This is a genomic window from Acidicapsa acidisoli, from assembly GCF_025685625.1.
GTDB lineage: Bacteria > Acidobacteriota > Terriglobia > Terriglobales > Acidobacteriaceae > Acidicapsa > Acidicapsa acidisoli.
In genome coordinates, this window is the sequence record NZ_JAGSYI010000001.1 from 2369895 (window position 1) to 2393959 (window position 24065).

General features: G+C 53.7%; 19 protein-coding genes. 7 read left to right on the forward strand and 12 right to left on the reverse strand.

Annotated elements, in window-relative coordinates; all coding sequences use genetic code 11:
- The first annotated feature begins 77 nt into the window (after positions 1-77).
- The 3 genes from OHL23_RS09550 to OHL23_RS09560 all read left to right on the forward strand — a co-directional run bounded on the left by OHL23_RS09550 (position 78) and on the right by OHL23_RS09560 (position 3780).
- A complete protein-coding gene (locus OHL23_RS09550; protein WP_263351549.1) occupies positions 78-1316 on the forward strand; it encodes an acyltransferase family protein in 1239 nt (412 codons plus the stop codon).
- 415 nt (positions 1317-1731) lie between these two features.
- The gene (locus OHL23_RS09555; RefSeq protein ID WP_263351550.1) at positions 1732-2367 is read left to right on the forward strand and encodes a hypothetical protein; all 636 of its coding nucleotides are present in this window, start codon (positions 1732-1734) and stop codon (positions 2365-2367) included.
- Between the two features lie 177 nt (positions 2368-2544).
- Positions 2545-3780: a GumC family protein gene (locus tag OHL23_RS09560; RefSeq protein ID WP_263351551.1), complete on the forward strand. Its 1236-nt coding sequence runs from the start codon at positions 2545-2547 to the stop codon at positions 3778-3780.
- Positions 3781-3870: 90 nt separating this feature from the next.
- Here the strand turns inward: OHL23_RS09560 and OHL23_RS09565 are convergent, their stop codons facing one another.
- From OHL23_RS09565 to OHL23_RS09605, 9 genes are all read right to left on the reverse strand, one after another.
- Entirely contained in the window at positions 3871-5565 is a 1695-nt protein-coding gene (locus OHL23_RS09565) for a hypothetical protein (RefSeq protein ID WP_263351552.1), read from the reverse strand.
- A 127-nt stretch (positions 5566-5692) separates the two neighbouring features.
- Positions 5693-6709, reverse strand: a complete 1017-nt coding sequence (locus tag OHL23_RS09570; RefSeq protein ID WP_263351553.1) for a glycosyltransferase family 4 protein — start codon at positions 6707-6709, stop codon at positions 5693-5695.
- Positions 6706-8103: an O-antigen ligase family protein gene (locus OHL23_RS09575; protein ID WP_263351554.1), complete on the reverse strand. Its 1398-nt coding sequence runs from the start codon at positions 8101-8103 to the stop codon at positions 6706-6708. The genes OHL23_RS09570 and OHL23_RS09575 overlap by 4 nt, the downstream gene beginning before the upstream one ends.
- A complete protein-coding gene (locus OHL23_RS09580; protein WP_396127306.1) occupies positions 8100-9128 on the reverse strand; it encodes a glycosyltransferase family 2 protein in 1029 nt (342 codons plus the stop codon). The genes OHL23_RS09575 and OHL23_RS09580 overlap by 4 nt, the downstream gene beginning before the upstream one ends.
- A 123-nt stretch (positions 9129-9251) precedes the next feature.
- Positions 9252-10223 (reverse strand): glycosyltransferase, encoded by a 972-nt coding sequence (locus OHL23_RS09585; protein WP_396127307.1) that lies wholly within the window; start codon positions 10221-10223, stop codon positions 9252-9254.
- Positions 10224-10245: 22 nt separating this feature from the next.
- Positions 10246-11349 carry a glycosyltransferase family 2 protein gene (locus OHL23_RS09590; RefSeq protein ID WP_263351557.1) on the reverse strand — a complete coding sequence of 368 codons (1104 nt, stop codon included), beginning with the start codon at positions 11347-11349 and terminating at the stop codon, positions 10246-10248.
- A gap of 22 nt (positions 11350-11371) precedes the next feature.
- Positions 11372-12784 carry a hypothetical protein gene (locus OHL23_RS09595; RefSeq protein ID WP_263351558.1) on the reverse strand — a complete coding sequence of 471 codons (1413 nt, stop codon included), beginning with the start codon at positions 12782-12784 and terminating at the stop codon, positions 11372-11374.
- Between the two features lie 151 nt (positions 12785-12935).
- On the reverse strand, positions 12936-13994 hold the full coding sequence (locus OHL23_RS09600) for an NAD-dependent epimerase/dehydratase family protein (RefSeq protein WP_263351559.1): 1059 nt from the start codon (positions 13992-13994) through the stop codon (positions 12936-12938).
- A 39-nt stretch (positions 13995-14033) separates the two neighbouring features.
- Positions 14034-14936, reverse strand: coding sequence for an FkbM family methyltransferase (locus tag OHL23_RS09605; RefSeq protein WP_263351560.1), 903 nt, complete (start codon positions 14934-14936; stop codon positions 14034-14036).
- A gap of 760 nt (positions 14937-15696) precedes the next feature.
- Here OHL23_RS09605 and OHL23_RS09610 point away from each other — a divergent pair.
- From OHL23_RS09610 to OHL23_RS09620, 3 genes are read left to right on the forward strand one after another with little or no spacing between them, the layout of a single operon-like run.
- Positions 15697-17526: a thiamine pyrophosphate-binding protein gene (locus OHL23_RS09610; RefSeq protein ID WP_263351561.1), complete on the forward strand. Its 1830-nt coding sequence runs from the start codon at positions 15697-15699 to the stop codon at positions 17524-17526.
- Between the two features lie 4 nt (positions 17527-17530).
- Complete coding sequence (locus OHL23_RS09615) at positions 17531-18205, forward strand: HAD family hydrolase (protein WP_263351562.1); 675 nt, start codon at positions 17531-17533, stop codon at positions 18203-18205.
- Entirely contained in the window at positions 18202-19353 is a 1152-nt protein-coding gene (locus OHL23_RS09620) for an N-acetylneuraminate synthase family protein (RefSeq protein ID WP_263351563.1), read from the forward strand. Before OHL23_RS09615 ends, OHL23_RS09620 begins: the two co-directional genes overlap by 4 nt.
- Before the next feature lie 79 nt (positions 19354-19432).
- Here OHL23_RS09620 and rfbH read toward each other — a convergent pair whose 3' ends face one another.
- The 3 genes from rfbH to rfbF are packed head-to-tail and all read right to left on the reverse strand — an operon-like array spanning position 19433 to position 22646.
- Entirely contained in the window at positions 19433-20761 is a 1329-nt protein-coding gene (gene rfbH / locus OHL23_RS09625; RefSeq protein ID WP_263351564.1) for a lipopolysaccharide biosynthesis protein RfbH, read from the reverse strand.
- On the reverse strand, positions 20758-21873 hold the full coding sequence (gene rfbG / locus OHL23_RS09630) for a CDP-glucose 4,6-dehydratase (protein WP_263351565.1): 1116 nt from the start codon (positions 21871-21873) through the stop codon (positions 20758-20760). Before rfbG ends, rfbH begins: the two co-directional genes overlap by 4 nt.
- Positions 21870-22646: a glucose-1-phosphate cytidylyltransferase gene (gene rfbF, locus OHL23_RS09635; RefSeq protein ID WP_263351566.1), complete on the reverse strand. Its 777-nt coding sequence runs from the start codon at positions 22644-22646 to the stop codon at positions 21870-21872. Before rfbF ends, rfbG begins: the two co-directional genes overlap by 4 nt.
- Before the next feature lie 269 nt (positions 22647-22915).
- On the opposite strand from rfbF, the gene OHL23_RS09640 reads away from it, so the two are divergent.
- On the forward strand, positions 22916-24028 hold the full coding sequence (locus tag OHL23_RS09640; protein WP_263351567.1) for a glycosyltransferase family 9 protein: 1113 nt from the start codon (positions 22916-22918) through the stop codon (positions 24026-24028).
- The last annotated feature ends 37 nt before the right edge of the window (positions 24029-24065 follow it).

Genomic DNA, 24065 nt, shown 5'->3' on the forward strand with positions numbered 1-24065 from the left:
AACTTCGATAACTTTCCTGATTTTGCGAGAGCCTATTGCAAGACCGGAAAGCAAAACAACCGGTAAAGGCGACATGCATGTCCGAGATAGTTACAATGGAGGCCGCTGAGGCTCTCCCATCAGACGTGGAGAGATTGATTGCGAAGACCGCGCCGCAACGCAATGCCGCTGTGGACGCCTATCGCGGGCTCGTGATGCTGCTCATGATGGGCGAAGTATTGCAATTCGCTGCTGTCGCAAGGTCGTATCCGGATAGTCTCTTCTGGCATGTTCTTGCCTACAACCAGACGCATGTTGAATGGGCTGGAATGGGCCTTCACGACATGATCCAGCCGTCCTTTACCTTCCTGGTCGGTGTCGCTCTTCCTTACTCCATCAACAGCCGTTTGAGTAAGGGAAAGAGCTTTGGCAAGCTTCTATTGCATACGCTGTGGCGAAGCCTCGTGTTAATAGCCCTTGGTATCTTTCTTCGCTCCACTCATAGCGCGCAGACGAACTTTACCTTTGAGGACACGCTCACGCAGATTGGTCTGGGATACACATTCGCTTTTCTACTCGCATTCTGCAAGTCCAAATCGCAATGGGCGGCGCTGGCAACGATACTCTTTGGATATTGGCTGGCGTGGGCGCTCTATCCAGCTCCCGGGCCCGGTTTCAATTACGCAGCCGTTGGCGTTCCTTTGGGCTGGCATCACAATTTCAGCGGGTTTGCCTCGCACTGGAATAAGAACAGCAATCTTGGCCAGGCCGTGGATGTCTGGTTCCTCAATCTCTTTCCCCGGGAAGCGGCGTTCCGCTACAACGGCGGTGGCTATCTGACTCTGAGCTTCATACCGACTCTGGGCACAATGCTCCTCGGACTTCAAGCGGGCGAATGGCTTCGCTCAGACGCGCCGAAGATTCCAATGAAGCGTTTCCTGATCGCGGGAACGTTGCTGATAATTGCTGGTCTCCTGCTTCACCTGACCGGCATATGTCCTGTTGTCAAACGGATTTGGACGCCGAGCTGGACGCTATTCAGCGGAGGCATATGTTTTTATTTCCTCGCGGCATTTTCCTGGGTAGTCGAAGTGAAATCCCAACGACGATGGGCATTCCCGCTGGTGGTTGTGGGAATGAATTCAATTGCCGCATATCTGATTGCGCATCTATGGGAAGACTTTATTGTCGAAAATTTACATATCAACCTTGGTTACGGTGTCTTTCGACTCTTCGGGCCGGGACTCGAACCGCTGATGCTTGGGATTGCCGTGATGTCGATCTATTGGCTTGTTCTCTATTGGATGTACAGGAGGAAGATCTTCCTGCGAATTTGATCGAACGGGCCCGGCGGAGTTCCAAAATTAAGTAGGAGGGATACTCTACGAGTTCCCGAACAGGGCTCGCGGTGCGAGTCATTTTCGACGTGGATTCCGCTGTTAGCCAGCGACCCCAGAATTCCAGAAAGGGTGTCTAATAAGATCAGGAAAGCGCAAATATATGGATATTTCGGGAGTTGCCCGGGTGGAGCGCGCGTAGTAGTGACTTCCAAGCAAGCGAGTGCCAGAGTCTCGGAGGTGGACCGTGGCCAGCCAACTTCAGCGAATTCTCGGGTTTTCATCGTGGCGTAGGAAAGTCTGGTGCGTGTGCTCCAACCTTGGTCTCGTAGCAGGTGCGGCTATGGGGCTGGTTAGCCAAGCGCTGCCTTCCGACCAAACTAGTGCGTCGGAACGGGATCAGCCGGGCGGAGGAATGGCGCACATGTCGGGCCACATGTACATGACTTCGCTCAGGACGGCGAAGCTTGGCGATCAGCAAAAGGCAGACGTGGTCGTTGAGGCCGCGAAGGCCGCCATGGCTCCTTACCAGGATTATCACAAGGCTTTGGCTGACGGTTATCAGATCTTTCTTCCTGATATTCCTCAACCCCAATATCACTTTACAAAGTACGAGGACGGGCGCGAGGCGTGGTCTCACTTCGATCCGCTCAAACCGACCTCGCTCTTGTACCGGAAAACTGCGGGCGGAGGGTACAAGCTCATCGGCGCAATGTATACCGATCGGGTCGATGCACCCGAGGATGAGTTAGATAACCGGATTCCTCTGAGCATTGCGCGCTGGCACCAACATATCAACTTCTGTAAAGCGCCCACCGGGCACCGGGCCGAATACTTTGGTCCGCAGGCGAAGTTCGGACTATTGGGCTCCATCACTACTAAGGAAGCCTGCGAAGCGGCGGGCGGCGAATTTCATCCTCACCTTTTCGGATGGATGGTGCACGTTTACCCGTATGAGACTGATTCAAAGAGAATCTGGTCCACGGACGATGACGGTGAGGGCCACGACAACATGGATCACTCCGTCATGCCCGGCATGAAGATGAACTAGGAAGTGGTGGAATCGCTATTTGATGCACCATGGCAGCCCGTTTGCCTTCTGCCTCGATCAACACGAGTCAAAGGAGAACTCAATAGCGCGAGAGGATTGAGCGCGAATTTCCTACAGGCCTGAATCTTAGAGAGTTTGCCCGATGGTTGATAAGATAGCGATTGGGAGTGAGTCCGCATGAAGGTTGAAGCGATCAACGAAGAGGTCCGCGAAGCACAGACGCTAGGTAAATCCCCGGAAGCTCTTCAATTGCTGGACGTTTTAATCATCCTCGCGCGTCGCCGGAGATTCATTGCGGGTTTTACTCTAGGAGCGGTAATTTTGACCGTCATTTTTGTGATGGTCGTCCCAAGCAAATTCACGGCGTTGACTGTGCTTTTGCCACCCGCGCAGAACTCCTCAATGAGTTCCGCGTTGCTTGGCCAACTGGGAGGGGGAGGTGCAAGTGCTCTTGCGTCCGTCGCGGGCGCGGGTCTGGGTATCAAGAACCCGAGCGACATGTATATTGCACTGTTTCGGAGCCGAACGATCGAGGATGCCATGATAGGACGTTTTGGCCTCATGGAACGGTACCACGCAAAGAAGTTGTCCCAGGCGCGTGCCGCGTTGGAGGGACATTCTACCGTGATTCTTGGGGCTAAGGACGGGCTGATTCGAGTTACTTTCTCAGACCGCGATCCCAAGATGGCAGCCGAGTTCGCCAACGGCTATGTCGATGAATTTAGAAAGTTGTCCGCCACTTTGGCGATCACCGAGGCATCGCAGCGCCGTACTTTTTTCCAGCAGCAGTTGCTTGAGGCAAACGAGAACCTGGCTAAGGCCGAAGAGGCAATGAAACATACCGAGCAGTCAACTGGCGTGCTGCAAATTGACAGCCAGTCGCGATCGCTGATCGAGTCTGCGGCGAATCTGCGGGCACAGGTGGTGGCGAAAGAGGTTCAGCTCCAGGGGATGCGCTCGTATGCCACGGAAGACAATCCAGACGTCGTATTGGCCCAGCAGCAACTTGCGGCCCTCAAGTCCCAACTCGCGCAACTCGCTGGCACGGGCCAAGGGGACAATACGGACTTGATTATGCCGAAGGGCAAGATTCCAGAAGCGGGGATGGAGTACATACGCAGTCTGCGTGATCTGAGATACTACGAGACGATCTCAGAGCTCATTGGCAAGCAGTTTGAGATCGCCAAGCTCGATGAAGCACGTCAGGGTTCCATAATTCAGGTTGTCGACCTGGCGATACCGCCAGATAATAGATCTTTCCCGAAACGCACTATCACAGTTGCTGCAGTTGCGGTGCTTAGTTTTTTCATGGCTTGCGCGTGGTGCGTCTTCTTTAATGGAATTCGCGAAAAGAATCAGGATCCGGGTTCGCGCGAGCGCATGGAAGCTCTTCGAGCCGCTCTACGAGAATAGATAAGCTGATTTCATTTCCAGCAGTGAAATGCCGTGGGAGTAGTTCATCCCACGGCCAAATTAAGCAGACGATTAGATTTTCCGATTTTGTCAATTTCCGATACAGATAAAGTAGACACCGATGTAAGGTTGCCCGAAGACGACGATCTGATTTGGATATGGATTTGACGACAGCATCCGAGGCGCAACAAGTTGGGCGCCCGTCTGGTAGCTTATCGTGCAGGTCGGCGTCTGAGAGAATCGCGCCTCCGATGCAAACGGGACGGTGGCCTGCCCGCTTGGCGGAAGAATGACCTTGCCAGTAGTGATATGCGGGTTCAGGATTTGGGAGCCAGACGAATTATAGGTCGCAGGCGATGCGTTCAGATTTACAGGTGGAGTATGGCTCGTGACCACAATGGGTGGAGTACCGTCAGGCACGGTGCTCTTGAAGACGCCGTTCACGACCCCTGCATTGCAATTGTACGTACCGGCCCCGATGGCGGCCGCTCCATTGGAACAAAAATCAAGCTCGTTTGGTCCGGTTTCGCGGAGTTGCATACCGTAGTAAGAGTTCCCGGTTCCAGTCCATAAGTTAAAGCCTACGATCGGGTCGTACCCATCGCCCCCTATTTGTACGACAGGGGACTGACCATCCGATCCGTAGGTCTGGCTAAAGGAGAAGGGGGCCTGTGAGGTTACTTGGTCTGTGGCGTCCTGGCCGCCCAAAACCCAAATATAGGGGTTTCCAGATGCTATAACATATTGCGCCTGTGCCGCTCTCAGGGGCGCGTCAGCAATTAAGGTCAAATATGGCGAGCCGTTGATCAGCAGGTTTGTGGGTACATTTTTTGAGCCATCCAAATTCACGGAGCGCATCTGAGTAATTGTTACAGTGGGGCCGCCATCCAACTCAATGAATGACGGGGGATACGGGTTGTTCTGGTCATTGTAGAAATCCGGTCCATCCATTACCACATCAGTCGCAGCAGTGTAAGCACTAAGTCGCACAAATGGCTCAGTTCCGGATCCGCTCCCTGGATTTTCAAAGTGCGGGGCATATAGTCTGATAGATCCCGCCCCGTTATTGATTACTAATTGAGCATCATCGAAGTTGCACGAGACAAACGTTAAATTATTCAGGTTACTGAAATCGCTATCTGTATAGTCGTCAAATTCTACAGAGTTGGTAAATGTGCCGCCTGTGAATGTGACGCTGTCAAATTCCATATTTTCTCCTCCGAAATGGAGAGAAGAAGCCCAATGAACATTCTGGGCATTCTGCGAGAAGATTGAGTGTTCGATTTTGAAGTTCCAAACACCGCGTTGGAACTGCAGCCCTAATCCGAAGTTGCTGATGGTCAGACCTGATCCATAAAAACCTACTGAATTACTAGTGCCGCCGAGCGCGATACCAGTCTGGCCATTTCCAGTTCCAGAGCCCAGCAAAGTTAGGTCTCGCAGGCCAAATCCATCTGCATAGATACCTCCTGATGGGAATGCTGTGCTATTTCCATACAAGCTGACGGCCACTCCGGAGCCGGTGAAGCTCAGACACGTTGACGGCCCTTGGCCCGCGAGAATGATAGCCTTCGAGAGCACAATTGGAACACTGAAGGAATAGCATTGCCCACTGACTGGGGTTTCGATCACAATTTTTCCGCCATTGGCAGGCAGCGCGGCGACGGCTGCATTAATTTGGGCACCGATATCTCCATTGTTAGTTGGTAACGTCACCTGCGAGAACGCGATTCCTGGGAAAACCAGTGGAAGAAGAATCAATGCCAGAGAATAGAGCTTCTTCATGAAGGTTAGCCTTTCCGGGCGTAATTAGTTTTCATGTTGGACGACAACAATTCAGACTACTGCGTTAGCTTCGATATTTTACATGTGCAGACTTGCTGCATTCGAGAGGGATCGCTTTCATAAACACTCACGAAGCGCCGCCCAATTCCCGGTACATATTAATATGCAATGCCGCGATGGTTTCCCAGGAGAATTGCCGCGCATACTCTGTGGCCTGTTGCGAAAGCCGGAATCGTTCAGTTTCGGATGCCATCAGGCGTCTGGCGACTTCGACAGCCTCGAATGGAGAGGCAGCCAACACCACAGATTGGGCCAGTTCGAGCGGAGTCTGAGCACTGCTTGTTGTGATGCACGGAACTCCCGCCGCCAAAGCTGCCTTCAAAGACCCTCGTCGCTCAGACGCTCCATCGGGAAATGGCAGGTAGGCGAGTCCTGCTTTTGACAAGAGATCCGAAACTTCGTCAGCGCTCCGATCTAAGATCAATTGCACTTTATACGCCGCGAGGGAAGCAATCAGACTCTGCGCATAGGCTTCCTGGCCCGGGAAGATCCTTCCAATGGCAAGCAGATTCCAATTGAGGTTATTCGCGCGAACCTGCCGGGAAAACTCCAGAAAATCTTCGAGCCCCTTCCTTGGGGTGAGCAAGCCGAAGTATATAACGCTTTGTTCGCGGTCCATCTGAGGGGCGGCATGGGGATAGATATTACTGCCTATAGGAATGACTCGTACTCGACTCTTTGCCCATGGCATCCTCTGCACTAAAGCATCTCTTTCAAATTGAGATGGCATTACAATACAGGGCGAGCGCAACGTGAAGGGAAATAGCGAAAGCTTGCGGAGGGGATGGGCAAGGCTAAATTCGTGAATGGTTACAATGCCCTGTCTGGCCAAGAGACATAACTGAGGACCGAGACTGTATCCATATCCCAGAGAAGGATATTGCATATGTACCAATGCCTTACGCGCTGCCACTAGGTTCAATAGTGCCTTCGATGTCCCGGTCAGGCTCCAATCTCGATGGCAAAACACTTCCACTTGTTGTCCTGCGTTTTCTAGTGAGTCAGCCAGTGACGCGGTGTAGTCCCCAATTCCGCAGGGATCCGGAGGGGCCGATCCCGTAACCAAAATGATCTTCGGATTCATGCTGATTCCAAACCATGTTTTCTTTCTTGTGCCCCGTCTGATTTCCAACTCACTGCAATCGCCATACCGACAACAAGCCAGAAATTTCCAAATACCAGCGGGAATTCGATCAGTATGCTTGTGGCTAGGAAGACGGCGAGGCTGAGGAACCAAGCCGAGCGGGAGAGACTTGAAGGAATGCGTAACGAATCTAACGCTCGCCAATCAGCGCGTATCACCGAAAACATCGCACCAAGGAACGCAAGCGTTCCGAGAATGCCTACGTTGGACAAGAGTTTGATGATGAGATCATGCGATGTCGCACTACCCCACCCGATTCCCAGAATCGGGTACTGCACAAAGTACCCATAGGCGAGAGCAATCGTCATCGCGCGTTCGATGCCGGAACCCGAGGTCGACTTGCTTAGAATGGCGGAGTTTACCATCTCACCCACAATAGGAACAGAAAGCACGGCTGCAGCCAATAGACCCGTGGTGGCCAGAGCTCCAATCACGATTAGCAGAATTGCCTTTCCTTTAGAGATGGCACGAGTTCGTACCAACAGAGGTACGAGCAATGCACCGAAAATGAACACGCCAACATAAGCCGTGGAGGATGTGCTCAGCAGCAAAAGGAGAAGGAATAATAAAGAGGCTAGTCGGTCGATCGGTACAGAAAATACGGAGCCGTTCCTGAGCCAGGCGGGAAGAGTTAGTGGCAACAGTGTGATCAGACTCTGCGCCAGGACGGAAGGCTCTACGGCGGTTGAAGAAACCCTGCTGATTCCGTTATCCAGCGTTTGCAAGAAGCCCTTACCCGAAGCCGATCCAGAGTTGTTGAATATGAAGTCCGGATAAGGCATGCCCGTAACATTGCAGAAGAACTGAAAGAGACCCCAGATTGAGATGAAGATTGCCGAGATCATGATTACTTTTTCGGTCTCGTGCCTATCTTCATCACGCAGATTAACATGCGCCACGCAAATCGCGACAAGACCACCAAACACCAGATACAGCAGTTGAGTGACATTGTGCGAGCTGAGATAGAGCGGCGTCTCTGTGTTTTCGCCGAGGATTGGAGAAGAGATTGTCAAGCGGCCGTTGATATAAGCCGGCATGACGAGGGATATGCCCGCAACAGCCAGAAACCCAATTAGCCAAAGGCACAAACGAAGGACTCGACGATCGATTGCAAAAGAAAGCGTCGAAAGGCGTTCGAGCAATAAGCGGAGAAGCCATAAAAAAGCAAAAACCATCCACACTTGCAAGGCTGAGCCGCTGTCACTATCGCCCAAGTTTATAGCAGACGAGGCGGAGAACAGAGTCCAGAAAACAAACAGTCGATAAAGCCACTTGGCGGATAACAAGAGCCCTGCGAAACCGACGGGAAGAAGGATATATCCTAGGGGAGTCATCTGTGCTTCTTTCCAGAAGTCGGTATTGTCAATCCTTGCAGCATGAACGTAAGCATAGCCAGTGCTCGCTCCCTATCCCCATGCCAAAACCTGTCCACTGCGGCGAGAGAAACAGATGCCAAGACAGATGGGAGAGCCCAAGGGAAAAATCTCTTCGTAAACAGAACTCTGCTTCGCGAGAGGTACTTGTCCGAAACCAGGCTGCGTTTTATCCGGTCCGGATGGGACCCGATGGACGCTCCCTCTTTGTGGTAAATCACACTTTCGCGTGCGTAGCTTAGCGCGAACTTCCCCTTAGCGCGCATTGCCCAGTCCAACTCCTCAAAATAGAGAAAATATGATTCCTCCATCAGCCCCACTTCCTCGAGGAAGGTCCGGCTTACCATGGTGGCCGCCCCATTGACGAAGTCTATCGCAGGGGCAGAGGAATCCAATTCTTCTCGAGTCAATTTGGGCAACTTGTCCACTCGGGATGTCCAGCGGTTGTATGTCTTGCCTCCCAACGCCTGGATGTCTTCGGGGTCGTGGTAGGAAAGGTTCAGGGAACCGCAAAGGCCAACCTTGGGGTGCTCATTCATTTCTCGGACGAGAGCTTCCAGAGCGTCAGGCTCAACCACTGTGTCGTTGTTGAGGAGCCAAAAGTGTTGGCAGTCACTGATACCCAAGGCGTATCGCAGTCCTACATTGTTGCCTGCGGCGAACCCAAGATTCGCGCCGTTCTGAATCAAAGTGAGCGACTCCTGGACCGTCACGGCTCCGGACTCAGCTTGTTCTCGGCTCAATTCCACGTAAGGTATCGGTTTCGGAACAGCTGGAACAGTTAGTCTCGAGAGTTGTGGGCTTTCTGAGGTGGCCTTGATCTCGCCTCTGGCCCACGCTTTAATTCTTTGGAGTGAGTTGTCGCGGGATCCATTATCGCAAACTACGACTCCGACATCCTTAGAGGTGAGTCGAAAAAGTGACTCCAGGCACTCAATCGTGTCGGACCACCCATTCCAGTTGAGAAGGATGACGCAGGTTCGCATACGGTTATCCTATATTGGGAGTCGACCACGGGAGTATCCCTGACGGTTTAGCTCGGTCATCACACATTTGCAATTCCTGCAGCGCATTGCGTTCAACGTACGCGGTCGGATGAGTCTGACCTATCAATTTGCAGAAGGGTTTTCGTGAACCGATGGGAAGAACATATCTCGAAGCATGCTGATAGGACCACGCGCATATCGTTCATAACCGCGCCATAACTTGAGGATCGACCAGACCCGTCGAAGTAGCGAGGCATGCAGAGAGGACCTAGCAGTGAGATGTAGGATTTTCCCTTCAATCTCTGAAATCAATTCAGAATACTCATCGTCGTGCTCTCTTTGGCGCAAATATCGCTTGAGGTCTGTAAATCGATCGATTAGCGCAAGATGTCCCTGGCGTCCGTTTCTTTTTGCGAATGCCAAACGAGCGGAAAAAGATCGGCTCTCCAAACCAAGCTGCTGTCGCGAATGAATGCGATACGAAATTGTCACACCTGGATGTACGGCCAAACCGCTCTCAAGGGCTGCAAGCCATGCAATCCATGCGTCATGCACCCACGAGTCAGGTATCGGAACAAACTTGCTGCGAAAGCAAGTTCGAAAAACCATGGTTGCTCCAGTGGCCACGTTATTCAGCTTGAATAGAGTGCTTAGAATGCGAGTATCTAAGTACGAAACCTGAGATGCCGGCGAAAAGTGGACACTCCTCCAAAGTTTGCCACCGATTGAGACGGAGTGACTATCGATGAGATCCGCGTCGCCAAATGCTGCGAGAGCATATGGAAAATTATTGAAGAGACGTTCAAAGATTTCCAATTTGTGGGGCAGCCATTCGTCATCTTGATCAGCTAGAGCTATCAAGTCTCCTTCGCAAAGTCCAATTGCTCTTTCAAAGTTCTTGGTGGTGCCAAGATTATGCTGATTCTCGAATATCCGAACGGGAAATCCGGCTGTCCGGGCAAAGTTGCGGATAAGGTCCAGTGTGTTGTCTTCTGATCCGTCATCGCATACGACTAATTCGCATGGTGGACAAGTCTGTCTGGAAAAGCTATCCAGCTGTTGTTGCAGGTGCTTCCCGCCATTGTAGGTACACATTGCGATCGAGATTCGCATCGGCTTAAGGTGCGACCTGTTTTTGCATCTCAGGTGCAGACGGCGTATTAATTTGATTTTGGACGATTCGTTCGTTCCGAAACCAATATCGAAGCATCATCGGAATAACGCGTATGACGCGATTTAAGACTCGGACGAACGAATACCACAAACGTGCCATGGCAAGCGGAAGTTTAATTAACGGATAGACATAGAACCAATAGCGTCCATTCGTCTTATAGATTGGCTCGAGTAATTCGCACATATTTTCGGAATTCAATTGGCTCCCCGTGCCTTCGCGAGACTCCATGATTGTACCCGGGAACCAGTTCTGTAGTGTATGATTGCAAAGTGCTGTCACGATGTCTCTTCGATCACCTATATATTGTTCAGCTACACGTTTGAGATTGATTCCAAATACCTGACAAGCTCCCCATCCGCTGCAGTTTCCACCCCTGGCTCCAACAATCCGTTCCCAGATATACAGATTACTCACACTCGAAGCAACTACCGGGAGGAGGTATCCCAATTGCATCAAATTCGTCCCGATGAGACGGTCCATGGGGGGATGCACAGAATTAAGATAGCGGTCCTTATTCACTATCATTGCGCTTATGAATGTCACCATAGCGCCAATTCTCCGAATTAACTCGAGTCCGCCCGTAAGTGGTTCTGCAATCCTTCCAAATTTGTCCCAAGTTCTCTCTGTTACGTAATCATTGCGGAACTCGTATGTGCTTACGTAAGCTATCGCGTAATCCTGTCGATCCAGCAACGCGAGTATTCGAGCGACTCCGCCTGGAACAATGACATCGTCATCGCCGAAGAGCCAGAAATACTTTCCCTGCGCCTGTTCAAAACACTGCATGAAGTTTGCATCCGCACCGATATTGGTCTTATTGCGAATATTCCTCAGTGGAAGTCCGCGCTTCACGAATTCCTCGATTACTTGAGGCGTTTCGTCGGGCGAAGCGTTATCGGAGATAATCAGCTCCACGCGCGGTTCGGCGACGAGTTGATCGAAGAGGACGGATAGCAGTTCTCTCAGGTAGCGCGCCCGATTGTATGTCGGGATGGCTATTGTCAGCACTGGCCGGGAATCAGTTTTAGCTTGGATTTCCTCGATCATACGTATCTGGCCTTCATGAACGCTAAGCCTTCACTCCTATGGTGTGATTGTGCCATTCCCGGCGCTTGCGAATGAAGATGTACGTTGCGGATGGGAACCCGAGAATTATGCCGATGGCGAAGTAACCCACCGTCACGGCATTTGCGCCTGAAAATTTGCCGAGAAGGAAAGTTGTGCAGCCGAGAACGATAGCTGTTACCACCGTTTGTCCCAGGAAGGGTTCGCGTTTGTGTGCGCGCAGGTAAAGCGCCTCGCTGAAAACGATGTGATTCATGATTGTGGTGAGCAGCAGCAGCGCGAATGTCCACGGCGGTAGAACGCGCATGGCGAGATGCGGGAGCTTATAGCTTGCAACAAGTAGAACCACGAAGAAAGCTGTGGCTCCAGCGGCAAGGAGAGCTGTCGATTGCCAGAGCGTGCGAAAGAACAGGGAGTCGAGTGCGGCGATCTCGCCGCGGGCAACCAGGCTGCCGAAGGGCGACGCCTTGGTGTTCATCCAGGCCATTGCCACTGCTCCGATGGAGGTCGCAATGCTGAGCGACATTCCCATGCGGCCGGCGGCGATTGGTCCCTGGTAGGCAAACAGAACCGGGTTGAACAATTGGAAGATGAAGTATCCGCAGAGCCAGCTGATGGCGATTCTCCATTGGAACGGCCAGATCTCGCGCCGCCAGCCGACAAAATGTTCGCCTACTTTATAAAAAAGAAGATTCTTCAGCAGCCGTCGTCGAGGCGAGGTGAGCAGAAATGCCGATCCCACAGTAGCCTGCCCCAGGATCATCATTGAAGGGGAGAACAACCCGTGATGGGTCGCCATTGCTGTCCATGCCAGAAGACTTCCAAGAATAGCCTGGCCAAGCCGCATTCGGGCAACTTGCGAGACGGACCCGCATCCCTCAAGGAACGAGAACACGGGGTCGAGCTGGAAGATGAGCGCCGCCGCAAGCACCAGGAGGCACCAGGGAAGCTTCCAGGCAACTTCAGCTCCCGCGTGTTTATTTACGATGAAGAAATAGAATCCGGTCGGAAGCAATGCCAGCGCCATGAGCACGGCCGCGACTGAATACCAGCGTACGGACTTTTGCAGTATGGATGCCAGGCGCGCATGGGAAATTGCATTGCCCGCAATTTCACCGTCTGGCAGAAAAGTCAGTTGGGCTCGTTCATGGGCTGCTAACTGCAAGATAACAAACGAAAATCCCAGTTCGAAAACGATTTGAAGCGCTACAAGGCTGGAGAAAGTGTAGTAGTAGCCCTGTTCTTTGGGTGTGAGGAACCGTGCGATCAGCAGCACCGTCACAACGCCCGCGGTGGCTGACCAGAAGCGTGCCATCACGGTGAATGCGATAGCGCTGTCCAATCCCAACCAGTGCTTGAGTTGGGCTCGGAACGATCGAGGAGCAACCGCTGTATTATCACCAACCGCAGTCTTCACGAAAACTCCGCCCCCCAGAATCTCGCGAGGCCGCTACTCGCAAAGACAGAAATGCAACTCCGGGCACCGACTGAATCGCCGCTTAGCGGCAGATTGTCTTCAATGCAGCACGAAGCGATCCTTCTGATTATAAGTGGTCTCGCATAAAGAACTATAGATGATCCGAATCCAAGGAATAGCCATGCCACATGACGGTTCGCCGTATCGCGTCTTCAAGAGTTATTTCGCACTCAAGTCCGAGTAGATCCCTTACTTTTTGGACGCTTGGGATGTACTGCCGGATTCGTGCCCCTTCGGTCGCGGGTTGCATGATTCGAACTTCAGCATTTGAACCGATTGCTGCGACGACCGTGTGCGCCAGTTCCGAGATGCTGACGGCCTGATTCGAACCGACGTTAAAGGCCTCCAGTGGCGGGGCGCGGAACAGGATCGCCCACAGCCAGATGGCGAGATCGGCCGCGTAGAGATACGACCGCTTCGGGGTTCCATCTCCGTTTACACGGATCGAGTCACCCCGCATGGCGTCGCGAATGAAGTTGCCGATGGCAAAGTGGGCGCCCAGAGGGAGATGAGGGCCGACGAAGGCAAAGCATCGAGCAATCTTGCATTCCAGAGGGTGAGTTGCGCCATAAATGGAGCACATGAGTTCAGCGGCCCGCTTGCCTTCGGCGTAAACAGAAGCGGGATCGAGCTGATTCGGCGCGCCTGGATAATCTTCTGCAAGGTGCGTGATTGACGGGGGCTGTTCGCCATATACAGCTCCCGAACTTGTCAGCAGGAACTTCTGCGTACCGCGAGCCGCGGCAAATTCGAGAGTGCGCTGGGTTCCCTGCAGGATTGTGTCCAGCATTTCCAGCGGCTTCTCAGCGGAAAGTTTGGCGCTGGCCTCCGTTGCTGCATGGATTACAAATCGAAAATCGCCTTCGGGGAAGGGGAAATCGGAAACGTTCCCTGCCAGCAGCGAAAGGGCGGGGTCAGATGCCAGGTGCGGACACTTCAGCGCAAACGCCGCCGGATTTCGGGTTAGAACCGTACATTGTGCACCCAGTTGCTCGACGCGATTAATGTGGAGAAAGCTCTCCACCAGCCAGCAGCCAAAGAAGCCCGTGCCGCCCGTGATGAAAATCCTCTGGCCGCGCATTTCGGACCAAAGGTCTCGTGTTCGCGTGCGGATGTAGTCAAGATCGTCGAACGAAAGTGGTTTAGCCAACGTTTTTCCTGTGCAGTCCCTGTATCCAGAATGTCTCCATTATTGGGCTTCCGGGATGGCTATCACTAGCGGCCATTCGAGCCCTGACTGGACAGTGGTCTTGCAGCGGTACCCGTAGCCTTCCAGGATGGAGATAACGGCCTTGTCCGAAAACACGCCATCGATCGTGTGAGGTTCAACAATAAGCTTTGGCCGGAAACGCTTGAAAAACGACTCTGCCCCTGTTAGGACTTCCAGTTCGGAGCCTTCTATGTCTATCTTAATGAGGTCAATTCTCTCAAGGGAGCAGGTATCCGCGATGTCTTGAAGTCCAAGTGAAGCGATTTCAACTGAGACTCCGCGATTGTCGTTCACGATGGAGGCATTGGCCGCTCCCATGGTTCCGTCTGACGCGAAAGAGATCATCCCGCGTCCTGATCCTGCCGCGTTGTTCATGAGGACGATGTTGTCAATCTTGTTGATCAACACATGGCGTGCGACGTTAGTCTGCGCCGCTGCAAAATTGATTGGGTCCGCCTCCAACGCGATAACCTTTCCCGAGGGGCCAACTTCTCTGGAAAAGGCGATGGAAGTCAGACCGGAATAGCATCCCAGGTCAAGAACGATGTCGCCTGCCTTGAGCTGGGCGTACTTGAGGTATTCCAGCGTGGTGACATACGGCTCTGTGAAGCTGGGACACAGGATTGGAAATTCCGGGAAGCCGGAGACTTCCTGAAAGCGAGGAGTTGAAAAATCAACTACGTTGAAGGTGGTCCCATTTGCCGAAATCCTGATTGGGGTTGCTGACCCGTAGTAATAGTCGAAGCAATCCGCCAGATGCGGTAAGTAAATTGCATTCTTCCGACTGACCCTTATCTTGCGACATTTTTTCCTGTCAACGATGTCGAACCAGCCTGGTTGGGTCTCCAGGCTGAGAGATGCGCGAGCCTCCGGTGAGGCCATTTGGAAAACGCGCCAGGGCCTGAATCTCGCATTAAAGGCTGATGCATATAGGTGATAAAGCTTTTTCGCGGTCGACATTCAAGCCCCGTAATCTAAATCTCTTCCTACAGCTCACCACTATAACAGTGCGCGAATCCTATGTTTCGCTCGCTGCGGCACTGATCATCCGGAGAATTGCATGAACAGAGAACGAGGCGAAATTACCCTCAACTTTCTTGAAAAGGCGAAGAAAAGGAGTGGTACGGGGGGGGGGTAGCGATCTCTGGGTGTATCCATAAGAAAATAATAAGCTTATGGGTAATTTCATGCCCTATTTAGGGCGCTTTTCTCGTTTTTTGCGCTTTGGCGTATAGGATTTTCTGCCCCCTGGGTGGTCTGCCGCATCGAAAGCATCGGCTCTTTCTATTGTGCACCGTTGGATGGTAATTCTCGGCAACGGTAGGTTCGAGCGTGCTGGCCGATCCTGTGATTGCCCTTCACAGATGATTCGAACATCAAATAGAGGGCAGTATCTTGCAACCTTGACCACAGGTGAACCAACATGACTGCGGTTTTGGGCTCGCAATCCGTGAGGGTCGGTCTCGCGTAATCGGTCTTGCGAATATTCGCAGGCGAGGTCGTGAATATAACTCTCTCAGACGAACGTTGCGTGAGATGCGGAGCTAGCTGAACCTGTTCAAGTAGGGGAGGTTACTATAAGAGTATGCCCGTGTAGCGTTTGTCCTCTTACGGACTACGTCAGAGTGAGACTCGCTGGGATATGAAGACTATGATGAAGCTATCCGATTATCTTGTTGAAACTCTGGCGGGATGGGGTGTACGCCACGCCTTCCTGGTGACTGGCGGCGGCGCCATGCATCTCAACGACTCCTTTGGCAAAGCCAGCGGAATCAGCTATCTGTGCACCCATCACGAGCAGGCGGCGGCGATTGCCGCCGAAGGTTATGCGCGCGTCACCGGCACTCCCGGAGTGCTGAATGTGACGGCCGGCCCGGGCGGCATCAATGCTTTGAATGGTGTTTTCGGCGCATGGACCGATTCGATTCCGATGCTGGTGGTTTCTGGCCAGACGAAGCGCGAAACCTGCATGGCGACCTATGGGCGAACCGACCTGCGACAGTTGGGAGACCAGGAAGTGGACATCATCTCCATGGTCCGCGGAATCACCAAGTATGCTGTGCTGGTTCAGGATCCGGCATCGATTGCTTACCATCTGGAGCGCGCGTGGTTTCTGGCCTCCAATGGGCGTCCCGGCCCGGTCTGGCTGGATATCCCTGTCGATGTGCAATCCGCGCAGATCGATCCCGCGACGTTGCGGCATTATGACCCCAGCGAGGACGCGATTTCAGGCCTGGTTGAAGACGTAGCGGAGGAGGTAGCCAGTGTTTTGGCACTTATCGCCAGGGCTGCGCGGCCGGTGATCATGGCAGGGACGGGCGTTCGTCTGGCTCACGCCCTGCCGGAGTTTGAACGGGTCATTCGGCAACTGCGCATCCCGGTCACAACGGCCTGGACGCATGATTTGATCGCCTCGGATGACGAACTGTTTTGCGGCCGTCCGGGAACGATCGGCGAGCGGGCGGGCAATTTCACGGTCCAGAATTCGGATCTGTTGCTGGTGCTTGGTTCGAGGCTGAATATTCGCCAGGTGAGTTATAACTGGAAGTCGTTTGCGCGGGCAGCCTTCAAGATTCAGGTGGATATTGACGCCGCGGAACTGGACAAGCCGACCGTGCGCGCCGACCTGCCGATTCATTGCGATCTGAAGGTATTTCTGGAGGAAATGGCTGCCCAGTTGGAGCGCGGCGGGATATCGAAGACCTCCGTGGATCATGAGGAGTGGCTGGCGTGGTGCCGCGAACGCCGCTCGCTCTATCCGGTGGTGCGGGATGCGCAGAAAGAAGACGGCCCGCCGATTAACTCCTATGGGTTCATTCACAGCCTCTTCCAGAACCTGAAGGATGACGATGTCGTGGTATGCGGCAATGCGACGGCGTGCATTGTGCCGTATCAGGCAGCGGATTTGAAGAAGGGGCAGCGGCTGATCTCAAACTCCGGCTCTGCTTCGATGGGGTACGATTTGCCTGCAGCGATTGGAGCTGCCGTGGCGCGGGACGGGGCGCGGGTGATCTGTCTGGCCGGGGATGGCAGCATTCAGATGAATGTCCAGGAGTTGCAGACGGTGGTTCACAATCAACTGCCGGTGAAGATATTCGTCCTGGAGAACGGCGGCTACCTTTCTATCCGCTCTACCCAGTCGTCCTTTTTTGGCCGGCTGGTGGGCGAAGGGCAAACCTCCGGGGTTTCGTTTCCTTCCATGGTCGAACTGGGCAAGGCGTACGGCATTTCGAGCTTCGATATGTATTCGATGAGTGATTTGCCGGCAGTGCTTGCGGAACTTGAAAAGCCGGGTCCGTCTCTCATTCAGGTTCACCTCGACGTGAGCCAGGGATTTGAGCCGCGTCTTCGTTCGCGGCAGCAGGCCGACGGAACAATTGTGACGCCGAACCTCGAGGATATGTACCCGTTCCTTTCTGAGGAGGAACTGGCGAAAAACATGATTGGCATTCCCGAGGAAGTGAAGAAGTAGACGAATGCCAAGCGGTTTTGCGCCACAGAACCTGATCTTCGACCTGGATGGAACGCTTGTTGATTCTCTGCCTGGGATCGCGTCTTCGATTCAATACGCCGTGCGAAACCATGCGCCGGGTGTGTCCCTTGCGGAACTTCGCAATCTTGTCGGACCTCCGGTGAGACAGATACTGCGCAAGTTGCTGGCCCCTGTGTCGGACGCGCAACTGGACGACCTTGAGGGGGAGTTTCGCATTGCGTATGACTCCTGGGGGTGGAAGGAAACAGAAGCGTTTCCGTCGGTTCTTGCCACTTTGCAGTCGCTGCACGGGCAAGGACTGAAGCTGTTTCTCTTCACGAACAAGCCGGAGTTTGCCGCGACGAAGATCTGCGAAGCGCTCGGGCTGAGGCAGCTCTTTGAGGCCATGTTGAGCAAGGATTCCAGGCAGCCGGAGTTTGCGTCGAAGACGGAGATGCTGCGGGCCCTGGTGGATGAATATGCATTGAGCAAGGACGCCTGCCTGGTTATCGGGGACGGCCAGGACGATTATCTGGCCGCCGTCCAACTTCAGATCGCATTTGTGCACGCGAGCTATGGGTATGGCAGACTAACAACAGTAGATTCAGTGTCGAGCGCGAGGTCGATTGACCGGTTCAGCGCGTTGCCTGAATTCTGCGGGAGGCAAAATTTCGCATGATTGACAGGGATATTTTCGAGGATTTGTTTGTTCTCGAAATGGCAAACAACCACTGGGGCAAATTGGATCGAGCCCTTAAGATAGTCTCCGAGTTTTCCAAGCTCGTCCGCTTTAACAATGTTAGAGCAGCCATCAAGGTCCAGTTTCGCGATGTGGACGGATTCGTTCATAGGGATTTTCGGGATCGAACGGATATCCGCTATGTGAATAAGACACTGAAGACGCGGCTCAGGGACGAGGAATTCGCAACGCTTGTCAAAGCGATTCGCGAATCGGGGTGCATTCCCATGGCGACTCCGTTTGATGAGCGATCGGTGGACTTGTGCGTTGAGCTTGGCATTCCCATCATCAAGATTGCGAGTTCGGACCTGAACGACTGGATGCTGATCGAGAAGATTGCAACGACCCGAAAGCCCTGTATCGCATCCACGGGTGGGTCTTCGCTGAAGGATATGGACGATCTCGTAACTTTTTTTGAGAATCGCAATATTCCTTTGGCGATCAACCACTGTGTGTCACTGTATCCGTCGGAAGACTCGGAACTAGAGCTTAATCAGGTCGATTTTCTGAAGAACCGGTATCCGAAGCTGACCATTGGATTCTCAACCCATGAGTATCACGATTGGACTTCGTCCATCATGATTGCCTATGCCAAAGGGGCCCGGACCTTTGAACGGCACATCGATATTGACGACAACGCCATCCAGGTTTCCCCGTATTGTTCGCTGCCGGAACAGGCTGATTCGTGGTTCAAGGCATTCCTCAAGGCGAAGGAGATGTGCGGAGCGCCGGGCACGCAAAAGCGAGTTCCACCCCGCCGTGAAGTGGAGTACCTTGATTCGCTGGTGAGGGGAGTCTACGCAAAGACGGATCTGCCGGAAGGGCACATTCTCGCGGACAAAGATGTCTATCTTGCGATTCCGCTGCAAAAAGGGCAAATTTCCTGCCGGGAATTGATGCGTGGAGAAGTGCTCTTGAAACCGGTGGCCAAGAATGCGCCCGTTCGGATCGATGATATCGATAGCCCTTATGCGTACATTCCGTCGCTCAAGAAGCTGATTTACAATCGTGGGCTTGATCTTGGGACCGACGGAGCAAAAACAGCGCCGCAGGCGGTCAGCGAAGGGAAGAGTCAAGAGCCAGCCTGAGAAGGCTGTTTCGTCTTAAATGCCGCAGGGCCTTCGTTGCTGAAAGCCCTGCGGGAAAGAACACCAATTGCCGTGGCCGTTACCCGACGGCGCACCGGCTGGAGACTTCGTTCAGGCTCTCCACCACGTAATCCAGCATCGGTTGGGTCAATCCTGGGTAGACGCCGATCCAAAAGACGTTGTGGGTGATGAAGTCCGAGTTGGGAAGGTCACCGACGACGCGTTTTTCGATGTCTCGATAGGCTGGCTGACGCAACAGGTTCCCGCCGAAGAGAAGCCTTGTTCCAATTTTGCGCCCGTTCAGAAACCGGATGACTTCGTCCCGTTCGAGACCCGATTCCGGCCGCACCGCCATAGGATAGCCGAACCAGCTCGGAACCGATCCGGGTGTCGCCTGGGGCAGAAGGAATGTCTTCGAGAGGGGCTTGAGCTGCTCGGTCAGGTAGGCGAAGTTGTTCTTGCGTGCTTCGATAAAGCCTTCGAGTTTTTCGAGCTGGGCTACTCCGGCCGCTGCCTGCATGTCGCTGACCTTCAGATTGTAGCCAAGGTGCGAGTAGGTGTACTTGTGGTCGTACCCATGCGGCAGAGTTCCCAACTGCCAATCAAAGCGCTTGCCGCAGGTGTTGTCTTTGCCCGGAGCGCACCAGCAATCCCGGCCCCAGTCGCGGAAGGATTCGATTAGCTTCGTGAGTCGCGGCTGGGAGGTACCCACGCATCCGCCCTCGCCCATGGTGATGTGGTGAGCCGGGTAAAAGCTGAAGGTCGCCAGATCGCCAAATGTGCCCACGCGTCGTCCAGCGAATGTGGAACCGAGAGCGTCGCAGCAGTCTTCAATGAGCCACAGATTATGTTTGCGGGCGAACTCCGCAACGGCTGCGACGTTGAAGGGATTGCCCAGCGTGTGTGCGAAGATCAGTGCTTTGGTTCTCGGACTTAGAGCCTGCTCCAGCATCGACACATCGACGTTGTAGGTACCCAACTCAACGTCGACGAAGACCGGCACCAATCTGTTTTGGATGATTGGATTCACGGTTGTCGGGAAACCCGCGGCAACGGTGATGATCTCGTCGCCGGGTTTGAGTTGACGTTCTCCCAATGTGGGAGAAGTCAAAACGGAGACTGCAACCAGGTTTGCGGAGGAGCCTGAGTTGACCAGTCGCGCATCCCGCACTCCGACAAACTTGGCGAACTTGAATTCAAATAATTCGGCAAATCGACCGGCCGTGAGCCAGAAATCCAGTCCGGATTCAATCACGGCGAACATGTCGCGGTCGTCAAAAACCCGCCCAGAAACAGGCACAGGGGATTCTCCGGGGGTGAACGACTTTTCGGCGTAGGCTTCTTCGTAGTATTCGGTTGTCAGTTGACGGATCGCGGCCCGGATCTCATCTTTGCGGTTTGCGCTCACGCCTGTACTCCGTTTGATCCAGAATTCTTGACAGCCCGCGCGAGCGCGTGGTCGCCGCGATCTTCATACGCCTGGATCTGCGCGATGGTGAACTGATGCATATCGTGTTCCTTCGATTTTAGTCTGTACCATTTTGCGGTCATCGCAAGCGCCTCTTGAAGCCTCAGTTTGGGAGCCCAGCCAAGGCGATGTTGCGCTTTGGACCAATCGAGCTTCAGAGTGTGCGCTTCATGCGGCTGTGCTGTATCTTCAAGTTCCCAGCTTGCGCCGTCGCCCCAGACCTCGGCGAGTTGGCGCACGATCCACTCAACCGGTTGCGCGTCCGATTGCTCCGGCCCGAAGTTCCAGGCCTCGCCACCTGCGACGCCCTCGTCGTATGAGGTCTCTGCGACGCGGATGTACCCTCGCAGCGGCTCCAAAACATGCTGCCAGGGGCGAATCGCGCGGGGATTTCGTATTCGTACAGGGCGCCCCTCGATGAATGCGCGGATGATGTCGGGAACAAGCCGGTCCTCAGCCCAATCCCCTCCGCCGATTACGTTTCCTGCGCGAACGGACGCGATCGCGACTCCGTGCCGGCTGTAGGCTGCCGGATTAAAAAACGAATTTCGGTAGGCGGACACCACCAACTCGGCGCACGCCTTGCTGTTGCTGTAAGGATCGTAGCCGCCCAATCTGTCCGTCTCACGATAGGGCCATTCCCACTCCCGATTTTCGTAGCACTTATCTGTGGTGACAACGACAACAGCACGCACACTGTCGGTATTGCGAACAGCGTCCAGTACGCTTGCAGTACCTATTACATTCGTCGTGTAGGTGCCAATCGGGTCGTCATACGAACTGCGCACGAGCGGCTGCGCAGCTAGATGGAAGACAATTTCGGGTCGATGCTCGAGCAAGGTCTTCTTGACCAGGTCGGTATTTCGTATGTCTCCAATCACCGAGCGCATGCCACGTTCTACCGCAGCATCCTGAAAGATATTCAGCCTGGTTGGAGGATTCAGCGCAAGACCGCAAAGTTCCGCGCCTTTCTGCTGCAGCCACAAGGACAGCCAGCTTCCTTTGAAGCCAGTGTGCCCGGTCAGTAGCACCCGTTTGCCGCTCCAGTTCATTCCCAAACCTTCCAGGGGGCTGAACCGCTGCCCCAGAGAGCCTCCAGAACGGCGCGGTCATGGACAGTATCCATAGGCTGCCAGAACCCGGGATGCTTGAAAGCTGCGACATTGCCTTCCTTGGCGATCGTCTCTATTGGCTCTCGTTCCCAGATGGTCGAATCGTCTTTGAGGTAATCACCTACTTTGGGAGACAAGACAAGGTAGCCGCCATTGACCCACCGTCCATCCCCCTTTGGCTTTTCGGCAAAAGACAAAACAGTTCCATCGTCGTCCAAATCCAACGCCCCGAATTTTCCAGTGGGCTGCACTGCGGTGAGACTCACTAACTTGCCGTGCCGTTTATGGAATTCGATGAGTTCTGCTATGTTGACATCCGCCAGACCGTCGCCATAGGTAAAGCAGAACATCTCTTCGTCTTTCACAAAGGGAAGAACACGCCGTAGCCTGCCGCCGGTCATCGTCTCTGCTCCGGTGTCAACCAGGGTAACGCGCCATCGTTCAACGCCACTCCTGTGGCACTCGGTGGTGCCTTTTTCCAGATCGAAAGTTACATCGGAAGAGTAGATGAAGTAGTTGGCAAAGAACTCCTTGATCATGTAGCCCTTATATCCCAGGCAGATGACGAAGTCATTGATTCCAAAGGAGGAATAGATCTTCATGATGTGCCATAGGATCGGCTTACCGCCAATTTCGACCATAGGCTTGGGACGGAGTGTAGTTTCTTCACTTAAGCGGCTGCCGAGCCCTCCCGCCAGGATAACTGCCTTCATTCTTCGTTCCTGATTCTTTCCAGCACCAATACTGTGCTAATCATTTGCCGCGCGGCGACCGCGATTCGAACAGCCTTTTCCGATTTTAGATGAGTCTGGCGATCAGAGATACCTCACCTAAGCGCTTGGTATCATGGATATGGAAAGAAAGCTCGGATGCTGCCCTTTCGGATATTGGCCTGCTAGTCCTCGGCGCTCCTGGCGAAGGAAAATCTGACGACGCCGGGACCATCTGCCTTGTGTAGATACGCGGGAACAAGAAGGGAATCATGAAGCGGGGTAAAGCGACCAACAGGCTTGTCGATTTCTATCTCGGGATTCCGGTGCTCAACTCCTTGGCGACTGTCCGGCGAAAACGCAGTCTCCCCAGAAATCCCGTTCGGATAGGTTTGCTTTTCAATCCCGCTTTAGGCGATACTCTGCTCGCTTCCGCAGTCGTGCAGGACATTCGGGCTCTTTATCCGAACGGGAAGCTGATCTTGTTTGCTACCACCGCGAATGCGGCAGCCGCCAGATTGCTCCCAGAGATAGATGCCATCGAAACTCTTCCGATTACGCGTCCACTTGAAGCCGTGCGAATGCTCCGCCGATCAAGACTGGATCTTATGCTAGATTTCAGCGCCTGGCAGCGGATCACGGCACTGTATACGCTCTTGTCGGGAGCCAAATTCACTGCGGGATTTGAGCGCAGGAAACAGTATCGTCACCGTGGATACGATAAGACGGTGCCTCATCAGGGAGACTGTCATGAATTGGAAAATCTGCGCCGGCTGACGCGCTCTCTGGGAGCCATTGCTCATGCCGCACCACGGCTAAAGATCCCGGATGTGCCACTTCCAGAGGTTTTCTCGCAAACGGAAGAAGTCATTCTTTTCCATCCGTGGGCCTCGGGCGCAAAGAGCTGGCTCCGGGAGTGGCCGGAGGAAAACTGGGCAGGCCTTGCACGAGAATTGATGGCGCCCGGGCGCAGCATCCTGATTACCGGCGCGCCGTCCGACGAGCCTCGTTGTCAGACACTCAGCCGAAGGCTGGCCGCCGATGGGATCGCAGTGCAGATTCTGATCGGGCGTACCGGAATCGGTGAAGTCGCTTGCGTACTCAAGCGGGCAAAGATGCTCATTAGTGTGAATACGGGGATCATGCACCTCGGCGCAATCCTGGGTACTCCCACGATTTCCATCAATGGTCCAACCTCCGCAGAACGTTGGGGGCCGATCGGACCCAGGGTAGCGAACGTCTGTCCTCCCGATGGCAGCGGCGGCTTTCTCGATCTGGGTTTTGAGTATCGGGGAAGACCTACGGATGTAATGAACAAAATCTCAGTTGTCGATGTGATGTGTGCCGTGAACAGTTACGCGCAATTACGATTGGCGCCGAGCTAGTTGTTGGCGATTAGTCTCAACGGAGTTTAGCTCAGGA

Bases quoted from the DNA above. Each gene is read 5' to 3' on its own strand.
- OHL23_RS09620 (WP_263351563.1), top strand. From the start codon at position 18,202: ATGATTGACAGGGATATTTTCGAGGATTTGTTTGTTCTCGAAATGGCA.
- OHL23_RS09565 (WP_263351552.1), bottom strand. From the start codon at position 5,565: ATGAAGAAGCTCTATTCTCTGGCATTGATTCTTCTTCCACTGGTTTTC.
- rfbF (WP_263351566.1), bottom strand. From the start codon at position 22,646: ATGAAGGCAGTTATCCTGGCGGGAGGGCTCGGCAGCCGCTTAAGTGAA.
- OHL23_RS09575 (WP_263351554.1), bottom strand. From the start codon at position 8,103: ATGACTCCCCTAGGATATATCCTTCTTCCCGTCGGTTTCGCAGGGCTC.
- OHL23_RS09555 (WP_263351550.1), top strand. From the start codon at position 1,732: ATGGCGCACATGTCGGGCCACATGTACATGACTTCGCTCAGGACGGCG.
- OHL23_RS09590 (WP_263351557.1), bottom strand. From the start codon at position 11,349: ATGATCGAGGAAATCCAAGCTAAAACTGATTCCCGGCCAGTGCTGACA.
- OHL23_RS09585 (WP_396127307.1), bottom strand. From the start codon at position 10,223: ATGTGTACCTACAATGGCGGGAAGCACCTGCAACAACAGCTGGATAGC.
- OHL23_RS09570 (WP_263351553.1), bottom strand. From the start codon at position 6,709: ATGAATCCGAAGATCATTTTGGTTACGGGATCGGCCCCTCCGGATCCC.
- OHL23_RS09610 (WP_263351561.1), top strand. From the start codon at position 15,697: ATGAAGACTATGATGAAGCTATCCGATTATCTTGTTGAAACTCTGGCG.
- OHL23_RS09605 (WP_263351560.1), bottom strand. From the start codon at position 14,936: ATGGCCTCACCGGAGGCTCGCGCATCTCTCAGCCTGGAGACCCAACCA.
- OHL23_RS09615 (WP_263351562.1), top strand. From the start codon at position 17,531: ATGCCAAGCGGTTTTGCGCCACAGAACCTGATCTTCGACCTGGATGGA.
- OHL23_RS09640 (WP_263351567.1), top strand. From the start codon at position 22,916: ATGAAGCGGGGTAAAGCGACCAACAGGCTTGTCGATTTCTATCTCGGG.
- OHL23_RS09580 (WP_396127306.1), bottom strand. From the start codon at position 9,128: ATGCGAACCTGCGTCATCCTTCTCAACTGGAATGGGTGGTCCGACACG.
- OHL23_RS09560 (WP_263351551.1), top strand. From the start codon at position 2,545: ATGAAGGTTGAAGCGATCAACGAAGAGGTCCGCGAAGCACAGACGCTA.
- rfbG (WP_263351565.1), bottom strand. From the start codon at position 21,873: ATGAACTGGAGCGGCAAACGGGTGCTACTGACCGGGCACACTGGCTTC.
- OHL23_RS09550 (WP_263351549.1), top strand. From the start codon at position 78: ATGTCCGAGATAGTTACAATGGAGGCCGCTGAGGCTCTCCCATCAGAC.